The following is a 20,878-nucleotide window of genomic DNA, read 5'->3' as shown; positions in this document are numbered from 1 at the left end:
CGGAGATGCTTCTAACATTAATAAAAAGGGTCAAAAAACCCTATCTATTTTAATTATTTTGATTCTCGGATTTGGGTTTTCTTTTTTTCCCACCATCCTCATCTAATTTTTCTTCTTCTTGCCCCCAATATAATCCGGGACGAGGAACTCGATAATAAGATGAATCTTCATCAATATTCGGTCTTTCAGTTGTGATTACCGATTTGAAGCGGCCTACTGCGCCTTGTAGATATTCTTCCACCATTTCACAGCATATCCAGTTTCGGCCTAAACGTTCCGATACTTCACCAGTCATGCAACTACCGCCAAATGGATCAATAACGGTATCACCGGCATCAGTTAACATTCTGATAAAATACTCAGGTAAATCAGATGGATAACGTGCAGGATGTGACTTTATACCTTCATCTTGACAATACCGTAAATAAGAGCTATTACTTTCTGTATTGGGTATAGCCAGAAGATTTGGTGGTATTGCTGCACCATTATCGATACTAAATTTTTCACTTATGTCATGCCCACTAGGTCTTTTCTTAGCTTTGTATCCTTTCTCTAATAATGTCCTCATACTTGGGCTATATGGCTGCAATACCTTACGATTACTCGCCTTTGGCCAAGGGGATTTTGATAACCACCATACAGTATTTATTGCATCTTTAACTCTTATTCTTCTAACTGTAACCCATTCAGCAGGAGTAGGCAATTTTGAAGGATTCCACCAATAAAACTCTTGTGCAAGATTGAATCCGAACTCTTCGCATAACATAATTAGCAATTTAAAATGATAAAGGCTTCTCGTTGGCTGTCCTTGATTCCACGCACCACCGATATCTATCACGAGACTTCCGCTATCTTTTAAGATTCGTTTGAATTGGATAGCAAAACTCTTGAACCAGTCAAGATAATCATCAGAATGAACATTTCCATATTCTTTTTTTCTTACCAATCCAAAGGGAGGACTCGTCATGATTAGATCGACACTACTATCTGGTAATGTACTCATGACATCCAATGAATCACCAAGAAAAATTTTACCTAGATCAGTTTTATGATAAATTCTTGGTTTGATTTTTTTGTTACTCATACAAATTCTCTTAGATGTCAAGTTTCTTCAAATTCATAGCATGTGAAGCTTCTCTATTGAAAGCCTCAACTATATATGATGGATTATCCCTGATTATATTCAAGTCGTCTCTATCGACCATTACCACGCAAAGATTAGATTCTGCCATAATTTTGTTCGCATAGCGACGAGCTTCGCTTCCAATATCTCCAGTACTAACCATTACAATTGCATTAGACTTTAGGAAATGAGTTAATCCGACTTCCTTAGCTACATCATCTAAAGATACACGTGATGTATTTTTACATTGGACTTGCCACCTTGAAAAGACAAGGCGGGATGACTGAAATATGATATCAATCTCAGCACCACCAGTGGATTGTGCTCTAAGCCGTGTAGCTGCATAGTCCATTGCTAAGAGTCGCATAAGTTTGAACGCTAAAGCTTCCAATGCGAGCCCGCTAATATAGCGATCAGAAGAATCGATTTCCTCTAATATTTCTGCAAGAGGCTTTCTTAGTAACTCAATTAATTTAGGATCTGTTTGTTGCTCTAACTGATTCAATAAAGGCATGATTATTTCTGCAACTAATTTATCAGTTGCTGTAATCATAAATGGTTTCGCCCCTCGCCCTTCTGTCGTTTTTCTAGCAAGAATATAGCCACACTCTTCTAATTTATTCAACACTTGCTTAGGTAAGCTTTTTTCAGGAAACTCAATTCCATAAGTAGCCTCCGCCAACTTTACTATATGGTTTGCGGGTATTTCATCCTGACTATCAATATTAGCAAGTGTAAGGACAAACGCTTTTTGCTGAGACGTTAAAGACGCTAACTGAGGGAAGTCATCGGTATCCAAGCCAAGTATATCTTTTATCGCTTGATCATTTACTTGCCAACGACTACCGATAAACACCCCAGCTTTAGCTAACCAAAGACGCATCATACTCGGATGCTTTCCACCTGAAGGATAATGCACTCCTCGCTCAGCTAACCCTTTTCGGAGGGTGGTCAGATTGACTATTTCGCCTGCAACAGTCATGTCTTTTATACATTGGACAAGAGTCATACCATTCAAGTTCAGTAATATATGTCGCGCAAGTTCTTTATATAAATCTGATGATGATATTTTTAGCGTAAGTAATTTCCTACCAAAATCAGTAAATTTTCCATCTGCATTAATTATTCCATATGCCTTCAACCCCAGCCGACAATTCATGGCAAGTTTATTCTGGTTTCTTATATTCCCATTACCATGTTTGGAAAAGAAAGCATTTCTGATTGCCTCTTCTAAAGTTTTATTGTTCTCATTTTGCGCGATCATGTCCAAAAGCCCGACAAGATCAATTTGGGACGGAGAAAACTCACTTCCAAATGGTAAATCGCTTCGCTGGCTCATAATCACTCCATAATTAAAAAACTCTCAACTATATCGCAAGAAATATTGAAAGTCAAATATTTATATCATCCAATGTTTGGGGATAGTTAATGAAAATGCACTTTCAGCATATGTGAGATTTTTCATAATACTTAAATATTTTTCTTTATCGTAGGCTAATTTATTATTTTTTGCAGCTAAAATATTTTTCAACTCTTTTAATTCAAACATATCTAACAGAAATAAATTTGTCCACGTAGCGTCTCCAAACAGGTTATAAATAGTTTCTGTACCATCCCTTTCACTAGCTAGTCTTTTTTCACCAACGATTTTTGAAAGATAATATTCAGCTTTTTCTTTATCTTCATATGTATTTAAAAGTTTCATATTAAAATCTTATAAAGTGATTGAAACATAGATCCGTCAGAATTTAGCGGATGCGTAATGTCTACATTCTACGTCATAGACATATAGCCATCAACCTAAGATGGCTAATTATGTTATTGTAATGAAATGATTATTTCATTTGCTTACGCAAAGATATGTTATTTATTGGAAAAATCAAATGGCCTTACCATATCGTTAAGATTGGCATCAAGATAGTCAGCCCACCACTGTAGCATTAACCTACGCTCATCGAGATGCTCAGCAAGGTGGATGTAAGCGGCGCGAACATTATTACGCTCCTGATGGCTCATCTGACGCTCAACAGCATCTCTTGACCATAAACCTGATTCTATCAACGCACTACAGGCCATTGCCCTAAACCCATGCCCGCAAACTTCCGTTTTGGTATCATAGCCCATCGAGCGAAGGGCCTTGTTAACAGTGTTCTCACTCATTGGCCTATCGGGCTGGTGATCGCCTATGAATACCAATTCGTAGTCCCCACTGATCTGTTTTATCTCCTCTAAGACTATCAGTGCCTGACGGCTTAAAGGTACGAGGTGAGGGCTACGCATTTTAGAACCACGATGTGAGTATTTAATGCCCTTTAGGGGTTCTCGTTCTGCAGGTATCGTCCAAAGCGCATTTTTAAAATCGATTTCTTGCCACCTTGCAAAACGCAGTTCACTTGAACGTATGAATACCAGTAGAGTGAGTTTCACTGCCAATTTCGTCAACTTTCGACCTTTAAAGCATTCGATACGATCAAGTAATTCGGGTATACGTTCGAAATCTAGAGCCGGGCGGTGCACTCGTTTAGCTACAGCGATTGCACCAGCCATATCTTGAGCTGGATTATAATCAAGTAGACCATTTTGTACGGCAAAACGTAGGATTGCAGTCGTTCGCTGTTGAAGGCGCGAAGCTACTTCATATCGCCCACTCGCCTCTACTACCTTTATTGGAGCGAGTAGATCCCGAGTTTTCAGTTCCGAAATCTTACGTTTACCTAACGCAAGGAAAAGATTATCCACTAAGCTTTTAAGCACCCGCTCACTATGGGACTCCGACCATTTTTTGCTACAGGATGCATGCCAATCTCTTGCTACAGCCTCAAAGGTTAGTGCTCCGCTTTCTTCAATTTTATCCTCTTTTTTCTTTTGAGAGGGATCAATACCATCAGATATCAGTTTCTTTGCTGCATCGCGCCTCTTACGAGCCTCTGCCAACGAAACCATTGGATAAACCCCTAACGCCAGCATCTTCTGTTTGCCACTAAAACGATATTGAAGACGCCAGTATTTTGAGCCATTGGGGTTAACCAACAGGTGCATCCCCTCACCATCGGTAAGTTTGAAAGGTTTGTCTGCAGGCTTAACTGTTCTGACTTTGATATCAGTAAGAGCCATAGATCCCCCTCCCCTTGTTGGTATCAATTTCAATCGAACCGAAGCTACCAACAGTTATACCATCATTTGTTGGTAGATGTTGATATACGACAGTAGACTTTAATAGACCTGAAACAAGAGGCAGGATATCTAACTTATTGATTTTGTATACGTAAATAGACTTTAGTAGACGAAAAAAAAGACTTGATTGGTGCCGAAGGCCGGACTCGAACCGGCACGTATTTCTACGGTTGATTTTGAATCAACTGCGTCTACCGATTTCGCCACTTCGGCACTGTAGAAGGGTTGCGGTAAGCGTCTGCCATTATACCCGCCGGGGATCGCCATGCAAGCGAGGCGATCGCCTGGCGTCGTCGATTGCCGAAAAAAACAGCGGCTTATACGCTATTTCCCTTCTGTAGCCTGTCGGTTGCCCCCTCTTTTCAGAATCCGATCCCGACTCCGGCACGCTGCAACGGTTTACATTTGCCCCGCTTTGTTATCTGATCCTGTTAGCGGTTTTACTAATCTGAACCGCTTCTCTCTCCCGGAACAGGATCACGCTATGCGCTTTTATCAGGTTGAACCAACGCTGGAAAACTACTGGCGCGGGGTGATTCTGTTCGGGCGCAACGCGGCCACCTATAAGTTTGCGCTGGCTCAGGCGCTGTACGATATCCAGCAACAGAAACCGGGCAGCGATCTAATTCTGCTGGCGGATCTGGCGCAGCCCTTTAGTCAGCATCTCTGTCGCCATCTGCAGCAGGCGCCAAAGCAGGGCACCGCCGGTCGCAGCCGCTTTCTGGATGCCTGCCAGCAGTTTAATCGGGGGGAGATCGGGCAGGATCGGCTCACCGAACTGACCGTGCGGCTGGGGTTCGCCAATGTGCTCGACGCCTTTCATATCGTCAATCGTGCGGAGATCGCCACCCGCTTTTTTGTGGACGAGCGAAAAAGCCATGGCGCTATCCGGCTTACGGAAAACTTTTATCAGTTGGGGGAGCGGCCCCAGTACCACAGTCTGGCCCTGGAAACCGAGGCGCGCTGGCGACTGGTGGAGCAGGCCTGGGCCCAGGGCATTTCACGGCAGCTTATCGGCGTGGAATACGATGAACAGACCCGTATGCTGTTCAGCCAGCTGAACGCCCGGCGGGTGAATATCACCAGCTGTCGCGATGCCCTGAACGGCTATCAGAAGGGGCGTTGCTTCTACTGCGACACGCCTGTTTCACTGCGCAGCGGCGACCAGAATCTTGCCGATGTCGATCACGTTATCCCCTGGGCCATACGCGATAAGGTGCCCAATATCGACGGGGTCTGGAACCTAGTGCTGGCCTGTCGCAACTGCAATCGCGGCAGCGCCGGTAAGCTCGCGCTGGCGCCGCCAAAGTGGGCGATGGAACGGCTACGCCAGCGCAACGACTATATTATCGACAGTCATTTGCCGCTGCACGAAACCCTGTCCAGGCAAACCGGCGCCACGGCCAGCGCCCGGTTGCATTTTCTGCAGCGGGCGTGGAATACCGCCATCGAAACGCTGATCCATATCTGGCAGCAGCCAGCGCCCCGGGGAGAGGAAACGCTGTAATGACTCAGGAGTACTACCAGCACAATGCTCAGCGCTTTTTCGACGATACCGTCGCGGTAGATATGGAATCGCTGTACCGCCCTTTTACCACCCGGCTGCCACCCGGCGCCCGGGTGCTGGACGCCGGATGCGGTTCCGGGCGCGATGCTCTGGCCTTCCGGCGGATGGGTTATCGGGTCGATGCCTTCGACGCCTCCCCGAATCTGGCCGCTCTGGCCCGCGCCCATAGCGGCCTGCCAGTGCGCGAGATGCGCTTCCAGGATCTGGAGGCGCAAGCATGCTATGAGGGTATCTGGTGCTGCGCTTCGCTGCTGCACGTGGCCCGGGCAGAGCTGCCGTCAGTCATGGCGCGGCTGGCCAGGGCGCTAAAGCCCGGCGGGGTGTGGTATCTCTCCTTTAAGTACGGCAACGAAGAACGCCGCCAGGCCGGGCGATGCTTTACCGATCTCGACGAGTCTGGCCTGAACGCCCTGCTCGCCCCCCTGCCCCAGCTCACCCTGCTGGAATGCTGGCAAACCCGGGATCTGCGCCCGGAACGCAGCGAACGCTGGTTGAATGCATTGCTGCGGCGGGAAAGCTGAATACCGCCATCTGGATACTCTGACCGCCTCACTACGCGCCATGGAAGCCGCCCTGGCCGCGCATTAATACGTGATAAAAATCACATAAATAATGAAACATCCGGCAAACCCGCCCGTCAGGTATTTGAAGTACACTGTGATTTCAGAAGTCACAACCAATAAGGTATTCATCATGACCATGATAAAGAGCTATGCGGCGCAACAGGCCGGGGCTGAACTGGAGCTGTATGAGTACGACGCCGGTCAGCTGGCGCCGGAGGATGTTGAGGTGACCGTCGAATACTGCGGCGTCTGCCACTCCGATTTGTCGATGATCGACAACGAGTGGGGCTTTTCGCAGTATCCACTGGTGCCGGGTCATGAAGTCATCGGTCGGGTCAGCGCGCTGGGCAGCGCCGCCCAGGATAAGGGGCTTAAAATTGGCCAGCGCGTGGGCATTGGCTGGACCGCCCGCAGCTGTCAGCACTGCGACGCCTGCATTAGCGGCAACCAGATCAACTGCCAGGAAGGCAGCGTACCGACCATTATGAACCGCGGCGGCTTTGCGGATAAGATCCGCGCCGACTGGCAGTGGGCCATTCCACTGCCGGAAGAGATGGATTTCGCCACCGCCGGTCCGCTGCTGTGCGGCGGCATCACCGTCTTTAAACCGCTGCTGACCCACCATATCACCGCCATGAGCCGGGTGGGGGTCATCGGTATCGGTGGTCTGGGCCATATCGCTATCAAACTGCTGCGCGCCATGGGCGCCGAGGTCACCGCTTTTAGCTCCAATCCGTCCAAGACCCAGGAGATTCTGGATATGGGCGCCGATCGGGTAGTTAACAGCCGCGATCCGCAGGAGCTGAGCGCGCTGGCCGGGCAGTTTGATCTGATTATCAATACCGTTAACGTCAGCCTGGACTGGATGCCCTATTTCACCGCGCTGGCCCCCGGCGGCAACTTCCACACCGTGGGCGCCGTGATGAAGCCGTTCGAAGTTCCCGCGTTCTCGCTGATTAGCGGCGACCACGGCATCAGCGGTTCCGCCACCGGTAACCCGGCCGAGCTGCGCACCCTGATGAAGCTGGCCACCCGCGCCCGGGTGGCGCCGCAGACCGAAGAGTTCCCGATGTCGAAGGTGAACGAAGCGCTGCAACACGTGCGCGACGGCAAGGCCCGCTACCGCGTGGTGCTGAAGGCGGATTTCTGATTTCCGTTGTTTAACTACGCAACAGCCGACCTGAAAAGGTCGGCTGTCTCAGGGCCGGGATGACTTTTCGCTCAGCGCCTTGCCACCGTGTACACAGCAACGCCCTTTGTCGGCGTCTGCCTCTCTCATCTTTTGCATTAGCGGGCGATTTTCTGTTCCACTTCCGCCAGCGCGCTGAATGCCGTGGCGACCGCGGCAGCGCCCGGATCTTTCACGCCCAGCAGGCGCTCGCTGGCGATATAGGCAGAACGCCCGGCGTTAGCCTTGCTCATTGCGGCGGTGTCCTCGGCGCCCTGACAGGCTGCGGCCGCTGCCGCGATCACGCCCTCTTCCGTCAGGGCTTCCAGCGCTGGCTGGAGCGCATCGATCAGGGTGCGATCGCCCGGCTCTGCGCCGCCGTAGAGTTTGATCTGCTGTAGTCCCACCATCAGCGCCTGCGCCAGGGGTTGCCCCTGCAACCGGGCCCGGCCCGCTGCGGTAAAGAAGATCGACATCAGGCCGCCGCTGGTGCCGCCCATTACCGTCGCCAGACGTTCGCCAATAAAGGCCAGCAGCGCCGCCTGATCGTTAAGCGGCAGCGCCCCCAGCCCCAGCAAGCGGGCGATATCCCGGGCTCCCTGCGCAAAGGCGGTGCCGGTATTGCCGTCGCCCACTCTGGCGTCCAGCGCGTTCAGATCCGCTTCTATCTCAATCAGGGAGAGCGTCAGCGCCGCCACCCGCATCGCTACCGCTTCATTGTGGGAAGGCAGCGCATCCACCCGGTCATGGGTGGGGCGCTGGGGCTGCATTTTCACCGGCGTAAAAGGCACCAGCGGGCGCCAGCCCAGGGTTTCACAGGGTCCCTGGAGCGCATCGATAAAGGCATCGCTCAGGCGCAACACCGACAGCGAAAACCCCTTCATATCCAGCGCGCTCATCAGCGGCGCCGGGCCAATCATAAACTCCACCTGGTCACGCAGACGGGAGTGGGCCAGCGCCTTAACAATCAGCGCCATTTCCATCTCCGATGTGCCCCCCAGGTTGTTGACCAGCAGCGCCAGGCGCACGTCGCCCCCGGCGTGCTGCCAGAGCTGCTCCACCATCAGATCCACCAGCGCGCGGCTGTTGCGGGTGTTCAGGGTCCGGGCCCCCGGCTCGCCGTGCAGGCCAAGCCCGATTTCGACCTGCCCCGGCAGGATGCGCCATTCATCCTCCACGCCATCCGGCAGGCTACAGCTGCGCAACGCCACCCCCAGACTAAATACGTTTTCGCTGGCCTGCCGGGCAGCCTCCTTCACCTCCCCCAGCGAACGTCCCTGCTCGGCGGCATAACCGGCAATCTTGTGCACCAGCGAGGTTCCGGCGATACCGCGCGGCTGGTTGCCCGGCAGGGCGATATCGTCGCCCACCACCACCATCTCTACCTTCAGGCCATAGCGCTTGGCTTTTTCCGCCGCCAGCCCGAAGTTCAGACGGTCCCCGGTGTAATTTTTCACAATCAGCAGGCAGCCGCGATCGCCGGTCACCGCCACAATGGCGTTCAGTATCGCATCCACTCCCGGCGAGGCGAACAGGTCGCCGCAGACCGCCGCAGTAAGCATACCGCGCCCCACAAAACCCACGTCTGCCGGTTCATGACCGGCACCGCCACCGGAGATCACCGCTACCCGGCTTTTGTTCCAGTCGTTGCGCATCACCACCCGTATGCCCGGCTCAATATCCAGGCGCGTCAGATTACGGTGGGGAGAAGAGAGGATGACGCCCTCAATGGCGTCATCCACCAGTTGTTCACGTTGATCAAAGAAAAATCCGGACATGATGTTCCATCAATCGGCTAGCCATAGCACAAGCATAGCTGCTGATACGTTGTATTGGATACCCTCAGGAATATACTGAGTCTCTGATAATTACTATGATTTAAGAAAATATTCATTGAGGGATGTGATAAATGAGCGCGCCACTGACTATAGCCAGAACCACCGAGAAAACCCTGTGCCTGCTGCCCGGCATGGCTAACCGCCATGGGCTGATTACCGGCGCGACCGGTACCGGTAAGACCGTTACCCTGCAAAAACTGGCCGAATCCTTTTCGGAAATCGGCGTACCGGTCTTTATGGCCGATGTGAAGGGCGATCTGACCGGTATCGCCATGCCGGGCGAAGCGTCGGAAAAATTGCAGACGCGCCTGAACAGCATTGGCGTGACCGACTGGCAGCCTCACGGAAACCCCACGGTGCTGTGGGATATCTTTGGCGAGAAAGGACACCCGGTGCGGGCCACCGTCTCCGACCTGGGGCCGCTGCTGCTGGCCCGCCTGCTCAACCTGAACGAGGTGCAGAGCGGGGTACTGCAGATTATCTTCCGGGTGGCGGACGATCAGGGGCTGCTGCTGCTCGACTTTAAAGATCTGCGCGCCATTACCCAGTACATCGGCGATAACGCCAAATCATTCCAGAACCAGTATGGCAATATTAGCAGCGCCTCGGTCGGGGCAATTCAGCGCGGGCTGCTGGCGCTTGAGCAGGAAGGCGCCCCCTTCTTCTTCGGCGAACCCATGCTCGATATCCAGGACTGGATGCGTACCGATGAAAACGGCAAAGGGATCATCAATATTCTGGCGGCGGATAAGCTGTACCAGATGCCGAAGCTCTATGCCGCCAGCCTGCTGTGGATGCTCTCTGAACTTTATGAGCGTCTGCCGGAAGCGGGCGATCTGGAAAAACCCAAGCTGGTGTTCTTCTTCGATGAAGCGCACCTGCTGTTCGACGACGCTCCCCAGGTGCTGCTGGATAAGATCGAGCAGGTGGTACGCCTGATCCGCTCCAAAGGGGTGGGGATCTTCTTCGTGTCCCAGAATCCTTCCGATATTCCGGACAGCGTACTGGGCCAGCTCGGTAACCGCATTCAGCACGCGCTGCGCGCCTTTACCCCGAAAGATCAGAAGGCGGTAAAAACCGCGGCCCAGACCATGCGCGCCAACCCGGATTTTAATACCGAAGAGGCGATCCAGGCGCTGGGCACCGGCGAAGCGCTGATCTCATTCCTGGATGAGAAAGGCAGCCCGACGGTGGTGGAGCGCGCCATGGTCATCGCCCCTGCTTCACGAATGGGGCCGGTCAACGCAGGCGAGCGTAACGCTCTGATTAACAACTCCCCGCTGTACGGTAAGTACGACGAAGCCCAGGATCGCGAATCGGCGTACGAGATGCTGCAAAAAGGCGTGCAGGCCGCCACCGATAAAGAGCAGGCGCCGCCCGCCAAAGGCAAACAGGCCGATGTAGACGATGGGATCCTCGGCGGACTAAAGGAAATTCTGTTTGGCAGCACCGGCCCGCGCGGCGGCAAGAAAGATGGCATGGTGCAGACCGCGGCGAAAAGCGCGGCGCGCCAGATTACCCGCCAGATAGTGCGCGGCGTACTGGGCAGCCTGCTCGGCGGTCGTAAGCGCTAACCGCCATCCACGGCCCTCCGGCAGGGGGGCTAATCGCCCGCCTGTCAGAGCATCTGACCGACCCTCTCCTCCAGCTTGCACTGGTCGAGCGCAAACAGCCGGATGCCTTCCGCCAGCTTTTCCACCGCCATCGGGTCCTGATGATGCCGCCACAGGAATCCGGCCTGGGTCATGGGCGAAGGGCGGAGTTCGCTGGTGCCCCCCACCGTCAGCCGCTGCGCCAGCGGCGCATCGCACTCTGCCAGCGCCGCCAGCAGCGGCGGGGCAATGGTCAGGCGATCGCACCCCGCCAGCGCCTGAATCTGTTCAATGCGGCGGAAGCTCGCCCCCATTACCACGGTGGGGTAACCGTGCGCTTTGTAATAGCGGTAAATTTCGCGCACCGACTGCACGCCGGGATCGTTTTCCGCATCGTAGGGGGCATCAGGGTGATGGCTCTGATACCAGTCGAAGATGCGCCCGACAAAGGGCGAAATCAGAAATACCCCCGCCTCGGCACAGGCCCGCGCCTGCGCGAAGGAGAAAATCAGCGTCAGATTACAGTGGATCCCGCTGCGCTCCAGCTCTTCGGCGGCCCGTATTCCTTCCCATGTCGCCGCCAGCTTAATCAGGATACGCGAGGCGTCGATACCGTTTTGCTCATACAGGCGAATCAGCTTGCGAGCCCGGGAAACGCACATCCCGCGATCCCACGCAAAGCGGGCGTCCACTTCGGTCGAGATACGCCCGGGAACGTAGCGCAACACCTCGGTGCCGATATCCACCGCCACCTGATCACAGGCGTTGATCAACCGGGTTTCTTCATTGCCGCCCTGGCGTCGCGCTTTGTCCAGCGCACCGGCAATCAGGGCCTGGTATTGCGGGTGCTGCGCCGCCTTCAATATCAGCGACGGATTAGTGGTGGCATCCTGAGGGGCGAATTTTTTTATCGACTCGATATCACCAGTATCCGCCACCACTACCGTCATCGTTTTTAATGCTTCCAGCTGGTTCATCATTCTCTCCTTAAGCTCCACTCTTACCGTCATCTAACAGGTTTCACGTTTAGCGCAATGCCTGCCCTGTCGCCTCTCTCAAATTAGCGGGAATAAATATCAATCCCCTGACGCCGGATCATTTCTTAACGTCGGCCGACGGCGCCATTTGCGTAACCGGCGCTCTGGCCTTAAGCCGCTTATCGAACCAGGCGATCAGCACCGGCGCCGTCAGCATCGTGATAATACTGGCGGTGGCCAACTGGGCCGTGGCGGCATCCACGTATATGGCCAGCGAAGGATCCGCCTGGGCGACCATCGCCGGTGTCAGCGCAGAGCTGGCCGCGGTGGTGCCCAACGCAGCGCCGAGGGCGGTTTTGTTTCTTAAGAACAGGTTATAAAGAAAGTAAAAAATGATGCCGGTGACGGCAGAGATAACCCCCAGCAGGATGCCCGACAGACCGGCGCTGAATACGGTGCCGATACTGGAGTTCGCGCCGATAGCAAATGACATGATGATAATAATCAGCGGCTGCGCCGACGTGCACAACTGTTTGAAGCGTTCGTCGCAGTTGCCCCACAGCATGCCGATCAGTAGCGGGATCAGCATCGACAGCAGAGCGGCAAAAGGAATATTCGCCAGGCCGCTCACCCCCAGCACCACCATGGTGACGAAGGGGCCGTCTTTGATACAGAACACCGAGATGGCCCCGGCGTCGCTGGCATCGCCATAGGTGCTACATAAGGCGATATACAGCGAGCTGTTGGAGCTGGTCAGGCAGGCGACCAGAGCCAGCATCGAAATGCCCAGGAACCCCGGCGGGCCAAACAGCGAACCGGCCACCCATACCGCCAGCGCCCCGGCAATGCACTTCAACAGCAACAGCACCGCTCCTTTATATAAGGGCAACCCGGCCTGGCGAATATTAATTGAGGTACCGCAAACCAGCAGAAATATCCCCATCATAGCGCTGGACCCCACTTTAAATAATGCGGTAGTCGGGCCGCCAATAGTTAAAATCTGGGGAGCAAAAGTATTAATCAGAATAGCAGCAAGCAGCGGAATAATAATCAGCCCGCCGGGCACCTTATTCATCTTATCGAAGATTTTTATATTCATAGGGCAACTCACATATCAAATAATATGAATGATTCACGACGTACCGCGCGAAACCTGTTTCTCGTCGCCTGTATTTAGTGATGATTAACCTGCTGGGAAATACGCCCGATAATGGTGCTGATAATCTCTTCCGGCCCGGTCAGCCCTCCTTTGCCAACGCAGATTAGCCCGGCATATTCGCCGCCGACGATGCGCACCATATCGGTCTGGGGGATCACGTAGTCGATCATTTCAATACCGCTGGCGCCCAGCGCTTTTAAGATGCTGACCATGGTATCGCCGCCGGTCATATACAGGCCTTGTATCCCGCTGCCCGCGCAGTCCAGCATCTGTTTGACGATGCGCCCCATCCCCTGATTGATATTTCCGGCCGCCTGTCCCGGCGCCAGGTGCAAACGCTGCTCCTGCTCACACAGGTCCAGCAGCCTGCCTGTCAGCGCCGACTCAAAAACCAACAGCGCATCCTGGCGTTGGGCCACACAGTGCCGGGCCTGTTCAACCACCCGGTCGATTTCACTTTGCGCCGCATCCTGACCTTCGACCAGCAGCCCGGCATCCACCGGAATATGGCAAACCCGGCTGTCGTGCGCGATCAGATGCTGGAGCTGTTTTTGAGTCACTGGCGTGGCGCTTCCGGCCACCACCATTACCGATCCGCGCTGAGTATCGCGGGGCAGCGGCTGGGGCTGATGATATGGGGTTTCATCCATCAGATGCCGACAGGCCGCCAGACGTTCGGTAAACGGCCCGGGATCGACCGCCAGCACATTCCAGTTCAGCGCCACCACGGCGTGGGCGATGGCATCCACGTCATCCAGGGTGATGGCATCGACCACAATCACCCGCAAACCGGCCTGATAACAGTCCAGCAGCGCCTGCCGGAGCCATGCGCCGCGCTTCATCACCTGGGTCAGCGCGACGTGGCCGACCTGATGCCGGGTCTGCTCTGCCAGCAGGCCCGGAACCCAGGATTCGGTCACCGGCGTACGCACATCGCGGGCAACATCGGTACAGGAAAGCGCCACCGAGTCGATTATCGAATACCCCCCCACCACGATGCGCCGCGACTGCGGCATCGCCGGTACCACCACCGCCACCGCGTCGTGCGCTAACAATTCCAGCATCGCATCGATTTCATAGCCAATGCCGCCGCGCAGCGTGGTATCGATGCGCTTGGTGAAGTAGCGGGCGCCCCGCTGCTGGAGCTGTCGGACCGCGGTAGCAACGCGCTGCTGCGCCTGCGCTTTTGGTAACGCCCGGCTTTCGCTACTGACCACCATCGCCGGATAATCGACGGTATTGCGGGCAAAGCAGTCTGTGTCAAAAAAGGCGGCAGTTTTCATCCCGCTGTGCGCCAGCAGGACACCCACAGTGGTCGCCCCGGTCAGATCGTCGGCCACGATCCCCAATTTTTCTCCCCTGCCGAAAGGGGACGCGGTATGAATGGCGAAAATATCACTCTCTTCCTTGCTACCTTTACCCATTAACGAATGCTTTTCCATTGCGAATTCCCTTAGCCTGCCAACGGGCTTATTGATGTTTCATCTTCCAGTAGCGTGCGGCGACCATGGTGGACTCGCGCATGCTGACGGTGCCCGCCTTACCGGTTCCGGCAATATCAAACGCTGTTCCGTGGTCGACCGAGCTGCGTATAAACGGCAGGCCAAAGGTGATGGTGATTGAGCGTTCAAAATCGAGGGTCTTACAGGCGATATGGCCCTGGTCGTGGTAGAGCGACAAAATTGCGTCGTAATGCCCCAGCTTGCCCAGGTGGAACACCGAATCTGCCGGAACCGGCCCGATGGCGTTGATGCCAAGATCCCGGGCGGCCATGACCGCCGGAATCAGGTTATCGGCCTCCTCGTGCCCGAACAGGCCGTTATCAGAGCCGTGGGGATTCAGCGCCGCGACGGCGATACGCGGGTTCGGAATGTTCAGGGCGCCGAATTCATGATGAATTTGCTGTACGCAGGCCAGCACCCGCTCTTTGGTGGCATAGTCGCAGGCCGCTTTCAGCGCCATATGGCGGCTGACGAAGAACACCCGCAAATTGTGGACGTGGAACATGGTCAGGCCGTAATCGGAATGTGTTTCGGCCTGATAGATTTCGGTATGCCCCGGTAGCTTACAGCCCGCCAGTTTGATGGCCTCTTTATGGATCGGGGCGGTAGAGGCCACGTCGATAAGCCCGGCCATTCCCAGTTCAATAGACTTCATGACGTAGTCCAGCGACATCTGTCCGGCCAGCTTCTGCACCCTTCCCCATTCGATGCTGTCGCAGTCGTAATCCCCGGTTTCCAGTACGTCCAGGGTTCCCCAGCGAAATGCCGCCTGCTGCGGGTGGGTAATTTTATTAATGGGAAAATCGCAGCCCTGAATATTCATGGCCCGCTGAATAATCGGCAGCGAGCCAATCAGAAACGGACGACATTCTGCGTAGACGTCTTTGTCCATCAGGGTGGCAACGGTAATCTCCGGGCCAACGCCGGCAGGATCGCCAGCGGTGACGGCGACGACAGGCTTTTTCTCTATAGTCATCCTGGACCTCTTAATGGTTAATCTCAGACCCGCTCATAGATCAAAATGATCAGATGAACACATTCAAATCATATGAGCGAAAAAATAATGGATTCATATTCGATAATTAGTGATTAAACTCACATAAAAAGGCAGGTATTTTTATTTAATCGCGAAATGTGACATGAGCATAAGTTCATATTAATTTTAAATGTTCATTTAAGGGATTGCGATAACCTTCAGCGCAACAATATTTTTTATTTTATTTATCAGCCTGTTAATCAATATTTTCTTATCCACCGGCGGTTATCCCAACCTCATTCGATACACGTTCAGAAAATTTGAATTTTTTTGACAGTTTTCCTTGCTAACAATCGGGAATAGCCCGGCGTATTATCCTGTTCATCGAGGGGGGTTACCGATAACAATCGGAATTAACCCAAAAGAATCAACAAATTATCAAAATCATTTTTTTGTATTTCTCAGGTGAACAAAATGAAAAAATTCGAAGATGTTGCCGTTCTGATCGCACGTATTCTGATGCCGATTCTGTTTATCGTGGCCGGTTGGGGCAAAATCACTGCTTATTCCGGCACTCAGCAGTATATGGAGGCGATGGGCGTTCCCGGATTCCTGCTGCCGCTCACCATCCTGCTTGAATTTGGCGGCGGCCTGGCGATTCTGTTCGGCTTCCTGACTCGCACCACGGCGTTGATTACCGCTCTGTTTACGCTGATGACCGCTTTCCTGTTTCACAGCAACTTTGCCGATGGCGTTAACTCGCTCATGTTTATGAAGAACTTTACTATCGCGGGCGGCTATCTGTTGCTGGCGACCTTCGGCCCTGGCGCAATCAGCCTGGACCGGGCACTGAATAAAAACTGGTAAGTTTTCTATACTGAATGACGTCCGGCGGCAGTTTATTGCGCCGGACGTTTCGCGCTTTAGGAGGAATAATGGGACTGCTCGTTGACGGCGTCTGGCAGGACGCATGGTATGACACAAAATCCACCGGCGGACGCTTTCAGCGCTCCGCCGCCGCATTTCGCAACTGGGTCACGCCAGACGGCGCGCCCGGCCCTTCCGGCAGAGGCGGTTTCGCAGCCGAAAAAGAGCGCTACCATCTCTATGTTTCGCTGGCCTGCCCCTGGGCGCACCGCGCTCTGGTTATGCGTAAACTGAAAGGGCTGGAGCCGTTTATCAAGGTGTCGGTGGTGCATCCGCTAATGCTGGAAAACGGCTGGACCTTCGGGAATGACTTCCCCGACGCTACCGGCGATACGCTTAACGGCCACGATTTCCTGTATCAGCTCTATCTGCAGGCCGACCCTCATTACAGCGGACGGGTCACGGTACCGGTGCTGTGGGATAAAAAGCAGCAGACTATCGTCAGCAATGAGTCATCGGAAATTATCCGCATGTTCAATAGCGCCTTCGACGCTCTGGGCGCCCGGGCCGGTGACTATTACCCCGAAGCGCTACACGGCCAGATCGATGAACTGAACGACTGGATCTATAACAGCGTGAACAACGGCGTGTATAAAGCGGGCTTCGCCACTTCTCAACAGGCTTATGACGAAGCGGTCGGCCAGCTGTTTACCTCACTGGCGCGGCTGGAGCAGATTCTTGGCCAGCACCGCTATCTGACCGGCAATCAGCTTACCGAAGCCGATATCCGCCTGTGGACTACCCTGGTGCGATTTGATCCGGTGTATGTCACCCACTTTAAGTGCGATCGCCAGCGGATTAGCGACTACCTGAATCTGTACGGCTTCCTGCGCGATATCTATCAGTTGCCCGGCGTCGCAGAAACGGTCAATCTGGACCATATCCGCCACCACTACTTCTGCAGCCATAAAACCATTAACCCCACCGGTATTATTTCCATCGGGCCACAGCAGGATCTGAATGAACCTCACGGGCGCGACCAGCGCTTTCGTTGATACTTCCCCCGGCGGCACTGTGCCGCCGTATTATTATCAGCACCCGTTCCGTTGCTATAATCATTTCTCTATTTTTCCCTGATAAGGAATAAAAACATGGAATGGTATCTGAAAGTATTAAGGAATTACGTCGGATTTAAAGGCAGGGCGCGGCGCAAGGAATACTGGATGTTCGTGCTGATTAATATCGTTATTGCCATCGCACTCAGTATTCTGGACAGAATGCTGGGATGGGAGTTTGGTGAAAATAAAGAGAGCGGGGTACTGGCTTCCCTCTACTCGCTGTTCGTTCTGTTACCGAGCCTGGCGGTACTGTGCCGCCGCCTGCACGATACCGACCGCTCCGGCTGGTGGATTCTTCTGGGCCTGATTCCGATTATCGGCACGCTGGTGCTGCTGGTCTTCTGCTGCCTGCGCGGTACGCCGGGCGCTAATCGCTTCGGTCCCGATCCGCTGGAAGGCGAAGGGTCGGAACCGCCCTCTTCCATCGTTTCACGCTAGTCTTGCATCAAAAACGGCGGCACAGTGCCGCCGTTGTTATTTCGCGCTGAACAGCTTGGGAATTTCCCGCAGACACCAGGACTTGGCTTCCCCCATGCTGTCGCGCCGCCAGGCCATAATAATATCGACCTCAGCGGTGGATTCCGGGCTAACCACCCGCAGTCGCCCTTCGGCAATGTCCTGCGCCACCAGCGGCCAGGGCATGGTCGCCACCCCTAACCCGGCCAGCAGCGCCTGGCGTTTATTTTCCATAGAGCTGATGGTCAGACGCGGCTGTTTATCCAATAGCTGTACGGTTAATACCGGACGTTCACGGGCGGTATCCGCCACCGCCACGCCGCGATATTTCACCCGGGTCACTTCAGAGAGCGGCTCCGGCTCCTGATGGATGGGATGATCCGGCGCCGCCACATAGACGCTTTTCAGGGAATAGAGCTTGCGCGAATTGATCTCGGACGACGAACGGAAGTGCATATCCGGCGCAACCACAATATCGGCGCGCCCCTGCTCCAGCCGCTCCCAGGCGCCAGCCAGGACTTCGGTCAGGATCGACAGTTGGGTATCGGCCTTTGCCGCCAGCCGCTCCACCAGCGGGAAAAAGGTGGCGGTGGGCACCAGGGCCTCGGTCACAATGGTCAGGTGAGTTTCCCAGCCCCGGGCCAGCGCTTCGGCATCGGTGGTGAGCTTGTCCGCCGCTTCCAGCAACATGCGCCCGCGCTCCAGCAGCATGCGTCCCACATTGGTGAATTTAGTCCGGTGGCCGGAACGATCGAACAGCACCACATCCAGCTCTTCTTCCAGTTTCTGCATGGTGTAACTCAGGGCTGAAGGAACCCGCCCCAGTTCATCCGCCGCCGCGGCAAAGCTGCCGCGCCTGTCGATCGCGTCCATTACCCGCAACGCTTCCAGCGTAAGCGCCCTATCTTTGGCCATTTCCGGTCTCATTCAGGAAATTTGAACATACCGAGCAGATTAACTGGCTAACAATGAAGCGTCCAGATCCTTACCATGGGTTTAGTGTAAAAAGAGGTCAAGAAGTCTATGATTACCCCAAGAACAGCCGGACAGTGCGGTAAAGCTGACTATGGATGGTTACAGGCCCGCTACACGTTTTCGTTCGGTCACTATTTCGATCCCGAGCTGCTGGGCTATGCATCACTGCGGGTGCTAAACCAGGAAGTGCTTGCCCCCGATGCCGCTTTTCAGCCGCGTACCTATCCCAGGGTGGATATCCTGAATCTGGTGCTCGACGGCGAGGCGGAGTATCGCGACAGCGAGGGCAATCACGTTCAGGTGAGCGCGGGCGAAGCCCTGCTTATCTCTACCCAGCAGGGTATCAGCTACAGCGAACACAACCTGAGTAAAAACCACTCCCTGACCCGCATGCAGCTATGGCTGGACGCCTGCCCCGAGCGGGAAAATCCCCTGTGGCAGAAGGTGTCGCTCAACGGTCAGCGCAGCCAGCTGCTGGCATCGCCAGACGGCCAGAACGGTAGCCTGATGCTGCGCCAGCAGGTGTGGTTGCACCATGTGGAACTGGAGCAGGGCGAAAGCCAGGCCTTTCAGCTACACGGTCCGCGGGCTTATCTGCAATCGATTCACGGCACGCTGCATGCCGTCACGCCCCAGGAAGAAAAAAAGGCGCTCACCTGCGGCGATGGCGCCTTTATTCGCGATGAATCTCAGCTTACTCTGGTCGCCGATACCCGGCTGCGCGGTCTGCTGATCGACCTGCCAGTGTAAGGCGATTACTTGCTGTCCGGCTCGTTCTTGATGGTCACGGCCGGCAGCTCGCCAAAGTCGACCTTCGCCGTTTTCAACGACTCAACCACCTGTTTGGTGACATCGCTGGCGGGGTCGGCGGCCAGTACCGCGCCACCGTCAACGATCACGGTGTAGTTGTTCTTTTTGCGCACCTCTTCAACCGCCGTACGTACTTCCTTCAGCAGCGCCACGCGCGCCGCACGCTGCTCCAGGTTCCACTGCCGGTTAATGGTGACGGCATCCGAGCTTCTGGCCTGATCGGCTTTGGCTTTATCCATCCCTTCGTAGCTTTTATTCGCCTCCTGCTCCGCCTTCAGCAGCAGATTTTTCACGGTCTCAAGGCGCGTTTTCTCCTGCTCCGCCAGCGGCGAGTCGCTAATCGCCTGAGAGACATCGACCCAGGCCGCGCCTTTGCTCTGTTTGCTGGCGTTATCGCAACCCGCAGCGGCGATAACCAGTGAAGCCACGAGCGCCCCTTTCAGAAAAACATTCCATTTCATTCAACGATCCTCAATATGTTAGCGGAGTCGCGGCCAGTCCGGCCCCGTACTGCTTCATGTTAGTCGATTTCAGGGAGATGCAGAATAAAGTAACTTCTGAAAGACAGGGGAAGGGATACATGCGGCGCAAAGCAAAAACCCCGCTGCAGGCAGCGGGGTTTAATAATGAGTGAAGCTAACCGATAAGCCGGGTTCTGTCGTGGACAATCATTCCTCTAGGCCAGCAATCGCTCACTGGCTCAAGCAGCCTACCCGGGTTCAGTACGGGCCGTACCATGCGAACCCCTATTTGGCCTTGCTCCGGGTGGAGTTTACCGTGCCACGAACTGTTGCCAGCCGCGCGGTGCGCTCTTACCGCACCCTTTCACCCTTACCTGATCCCGCTTGCGCGGGCCATCGGCGGTTTGCTCTCTGTTGCACTGGTCGTAGGCTTGCGCCCCCCAGGCGTTACCTGGCACCCTGCCCTATGGAGCCCGGACTTTCCTCCCCTCCGCCCGTCTCCCCGAAAGGACGACGACGAAGCGGCGATTGTCTGGTTAGCTTCGGCGCGCA

18 protein-coding genes, 1 tRNA gene, 1 other RNA gene and 1 pseudogene are annotated in these 20,878 nt (G+C 54.3%); 8 read left to right on the top strand and 13 right to left on the bottom strand.

Annotated features, from left to right (window positions below):
- Positions 1-49: 49 nt before the first annotated feature.
- The 5 genes from SCU88_RS02985 to SCU88_RS02965 form a co-directional block, all read right to left on the bottom strand.
- Positions 50-1,084 carry a DNA-methyltransferase gene (locus tag SCU88_RS02985; protein ID WP_175341513.1) on the bottom strand — a complete coding sequence of 345 codons (1,035 nt, stop codon included), beginning with the start codon at positions 1,082-1,084 and terminating at the stop codon, positions 50-52.
- Between the two features lie 10 nt (positions 1,085-1,094).
- Complete coding sequence (locus tag SCU88_RS02980; RefSeq protein WP_175341514.1) at positions 1,095-2,462, bottom strand: restriction endonuclease; 1,368 nt, start codon at positions 2,460-2,462, stop codon at positions 1,095-1,097.
- Between the two features lie 60 nt (positions 2,463-2,522).
- Positions 2,523-2,828 carry a hypothetical protein gene (locus SCU88_RS02975; protein ID WP_175341515.1) on the bottom strand — a complete coding sequence of 102 codons (306 nt, stop codon included), beginning with the start codon at positions 2,826-2,828 and terminating at the stop codon, positions 2,523-2,525.
- Positions 2,829-2,986: 158 nt separating this feature from the next.
- Complete coding sequence (locus tag SCU88_RS02970; RefSeq protein ID WP_175341516.1) at positions 2,987-4,237, bottom strand: integrase arm-type DNA-binding domain-containing protein; 1,251 nt, start codon at positions 4,235-4,237, stop codon at positions 2,987-2,989.
- A 188-nt stretch (positions 4,238-4,425) separates the two neighbouring features.
- Positions 4,426-4,510 (bottom strand) — tRNA-Leu (locus SCU88_RS02965).
- A gap of 271 nt (positions 4,511-4,781) precedes the next feature.
- On the opposite strand from SCU88_RS02965, the gene SCU88_RS02960 reads away from it, so the two are divergent.
- The 3 genes from SCU88_RS02960 (at position 4,782) to ahr (ending at position 7,577) form a co-directional block, all read left to right on the top strand.
- Positions 4,782-5,804, top strand: a complete 1,023-nt coding sequence (locus SCU88_RS02960; protein WP_175341517.1) for an HNH endonuclease — start codon at positions 4,782-4,784, stop codon at positions 5,802-5,804.
- Positions 5,804-6,385 carry a methyltransferase domain-containing protein gene (locus SCU88_RS02955; RefSeq protein WP_175341518.1) on the top strand — a complete coding sequence of 194 codons (582 nt, stop codon included), beginning with the start codon at positions 5,804-5,806 and terminating at the stop codon, positions 6,383-6,385. Before SCU88_RS02960 ends, SCU88_RS02955 begins: the two co-directional genes overlap by 1 nt.
- A gap of 172 nt (positions 6,386-6,557) precedes the next feature.
- Positions 6,558-7,577, top strand: coding sequence for an NADPH-dependent aldehyde reductase Ahr (gene ahr, locus SCU88_RS02950; RefSeq protein ID WP_175341519.1), 1,020 nt, complete (start codon positions 6,558-6,560; stop codon positions 7,575-7,577).
- Between the two features lie 137 nt (positions 7,578-7,714).
- Here the strand turns inward: ahr and SCU88_RS02945 are convergent, their stop codons facing one another.
- Positions 7,715-9,373, bottom strand: coding sequence for a dihydroxyacetone kinase subunit DhaK (locus SCU88_RS02945; RefSeq protein WP_138095560.1), 1,659 nt, complete (start codon positions 9,371-9,373; stop codon positions 7,715-7,717).
- Positions 9,374-9,504: 131 nt separating this feature from the next.
- On the opposite strand from SCU88_RS02945, the gene SCU88_RS02940 reads away from it, so the two are divergent.
- On the top strand, positions 9,505-11,007 hold the full coding sequence (locus SCU88_RS02940; RefSeq protein ID WP_175341520.1) for a helicase HerA-like domain-containing protein: 1,503 nt from the start codon (positions 9,505-9,507) through the stop codon (positions 11,005-11,007).
- A 44-nt stretch (positions 11,008-11,051) separates the two neighbouring features.
- Here the strand turns inward: SCU88_RS02940 and tal are convergent, their stop codons facing one another.
- From tal to pdxA, 4 genes and pseudogenes are all read right to left on the bottom strand, one after another.
- The gene (gene tal / locus SCU88_RS02935) at positions 11,052-12,002 is read right to left on the bottom strand and encodes a transaldolase (protein WP_431810146.1); all 951 of its coding nucleotides are present in this window, start codon (positions 12,000-12,002) and stop codon (positions 11,052-11,054) included.
- Between the two features lie 118 nt (positions 12,003-12,120).
- Positions 12,121-13,101 carry a 2-keto-3-deoxygluconate permease gene (locus tag SCU88_RS02930; protein WP_175341522.1) on the bottom strand — a complete coding sequence of 327 codons (981 nt, stop codon included), beginning with the start codon at positions 13,099-13,101 and terminating at the stop codon, positions 12,121-12,123.
- A gap of 74 nt (positions 13,102-13,175) precedes the next feature.
- A pseudogene (locus SCU88_RS02925) lies at positions 13,176-14,531 on the bottom strand (four-carbon acid sugar kinase family protein); the annotation flags it as partial.
- A 100-nt stretch (positions 14,532-14,631) separates the two neighbouring features.
- Positions 14,632-15,639 (bottom strand): 4-hydroxythreonine-4-phosphate dehydrogenase PdxA, encoded by a 1,008-nt coding sequence (pdxA, locus tag SCU88_RS02920; RefSeq protein ID WP_175341523.1) that lies wholly within the window; start codon positions 15,637-15,639, stop codon positions 14,632-14,634.
- Between the two features lie 474 nt (positions 15,640-16,113).
- Between pdxA and SCU88_RS02915 the strand changes: the two genes are divergently transcribed.
- The 3 genes from SCU88_RS02915 (at position 16,114) to SCU88_RS02905 (ending at position 18,062) form a co-directional block, all read left to right on the top strand.
- On the top strand, positions 16,114-16,506 hold the full coding sequence (locus tag SCU88_RS02915) for a DoxX family protein (protein ID WP_138095555.1): 393 nt from the start codon (positions 16,114-16,116) through the stop codon (positions 16,504-16,506).
- A 68-nt stretch (positions 16,507-16,574) separates the two neighbouring features.
- Positions 16,575-17,561 carry a glutathione S-transferase C-terminal domain-containing protein gene (locus tag SCU88_RS02910; protein WP_175341524.1) on the top strand — a complete coding sequence of 329 codons (987 nt, stop codon included), beginning with the start codon at positions 16,575-16,577 and terminating at the stop codon, positions 17,559-17,561.
- 96 nt (positions 17,562-17,657) lie between these two features.
- Positions 17,658-18,062: a DUF805 domain-containing protein gene (locus SCU88_RS02905; RefSeq protein WP_175341525.1), complete on the top strand. Its 405-nt coding sequence runs from the start codon at positions 17,658-17,660 to the stop codon at positions 18,060-18,062.
- A 36-nt stretch (positions 18,063-18,098) separates the two neighbouring features.
- Here SCU88_RS02905 and SCU88_RS02900 read toward each other — a convergent pair whose 3' ends face one another.
- Positions 18,099-18,995 carry a LysR family transcriptional regulator gene (locus tag SCU88_RS02900; protein WP_138095552.1) on the bottom strand — a complete coding sequence of 299 codons (897 nt, stop codon included), beginning with the start codon at positions 18,993-18,995 and terminating at the stop codon, positions 18,099-18,101.
- A gap of 108 nt (positions 18,996-19,103) precedes the next feature.
- Here SCU88_RS02900 and SCU88_RS02895 point away from each other — a divergent pair, with 108 nt between their 5' ends.
- Positions 19,104-19,805 carry a pirin family protein gene (locus SCU88_RS02895; protein ID WP_175341526.1) on the top strand — a complete coding sequence of 234 codons (702 nt, stop codon included), beginning with the start codon at positions 19,104-19,106 and terminating at the stop codon, positions 19,803-19,805.
- 5 nt (positions 19,806-19,810) lie between these two features.
- On the opposite strand, the gene SCU88_RS02890 is transcribed toward SCU88_RS02895, so the two are convergent.
- Together SCU88_RS02890 and rnpB are read right to left on the bottom strand one after the other, a co-directional pair.
- Entirely contained in the window at positions 19,811-20,326 is a 516-nt protein-coding gene (locus tag SCU88_RS02890; protein WP_175341527.1) for an OmpH family outer membrane protein, read from the bottom strand.
- Positions 20,327-20,493: 167 nt separating this feature from the next.
- An RNA gene (rnpB, locus tag SCU88_RS02885) (RNase P RNA component class A) lies at positions 20,494-20,870 on the bottom strand.
- Positions 20,871-20,878: the final 8 nt, after the last annotated feature.

This window comes from Jejuibacter sp. L23 (assembly GCF_050815825.1).
In the GTDB taxonomy this organism is placed as follows: Bacteria; Pseudomonadota; Gammaproteobacteria; order Enterobacterales; family Enterobacteriaceae; genus Jejubacter; species Jejubacter calystegiae.
This window is presented reverse-complemented; position numbering and strand designations above follow the sequence as displayed.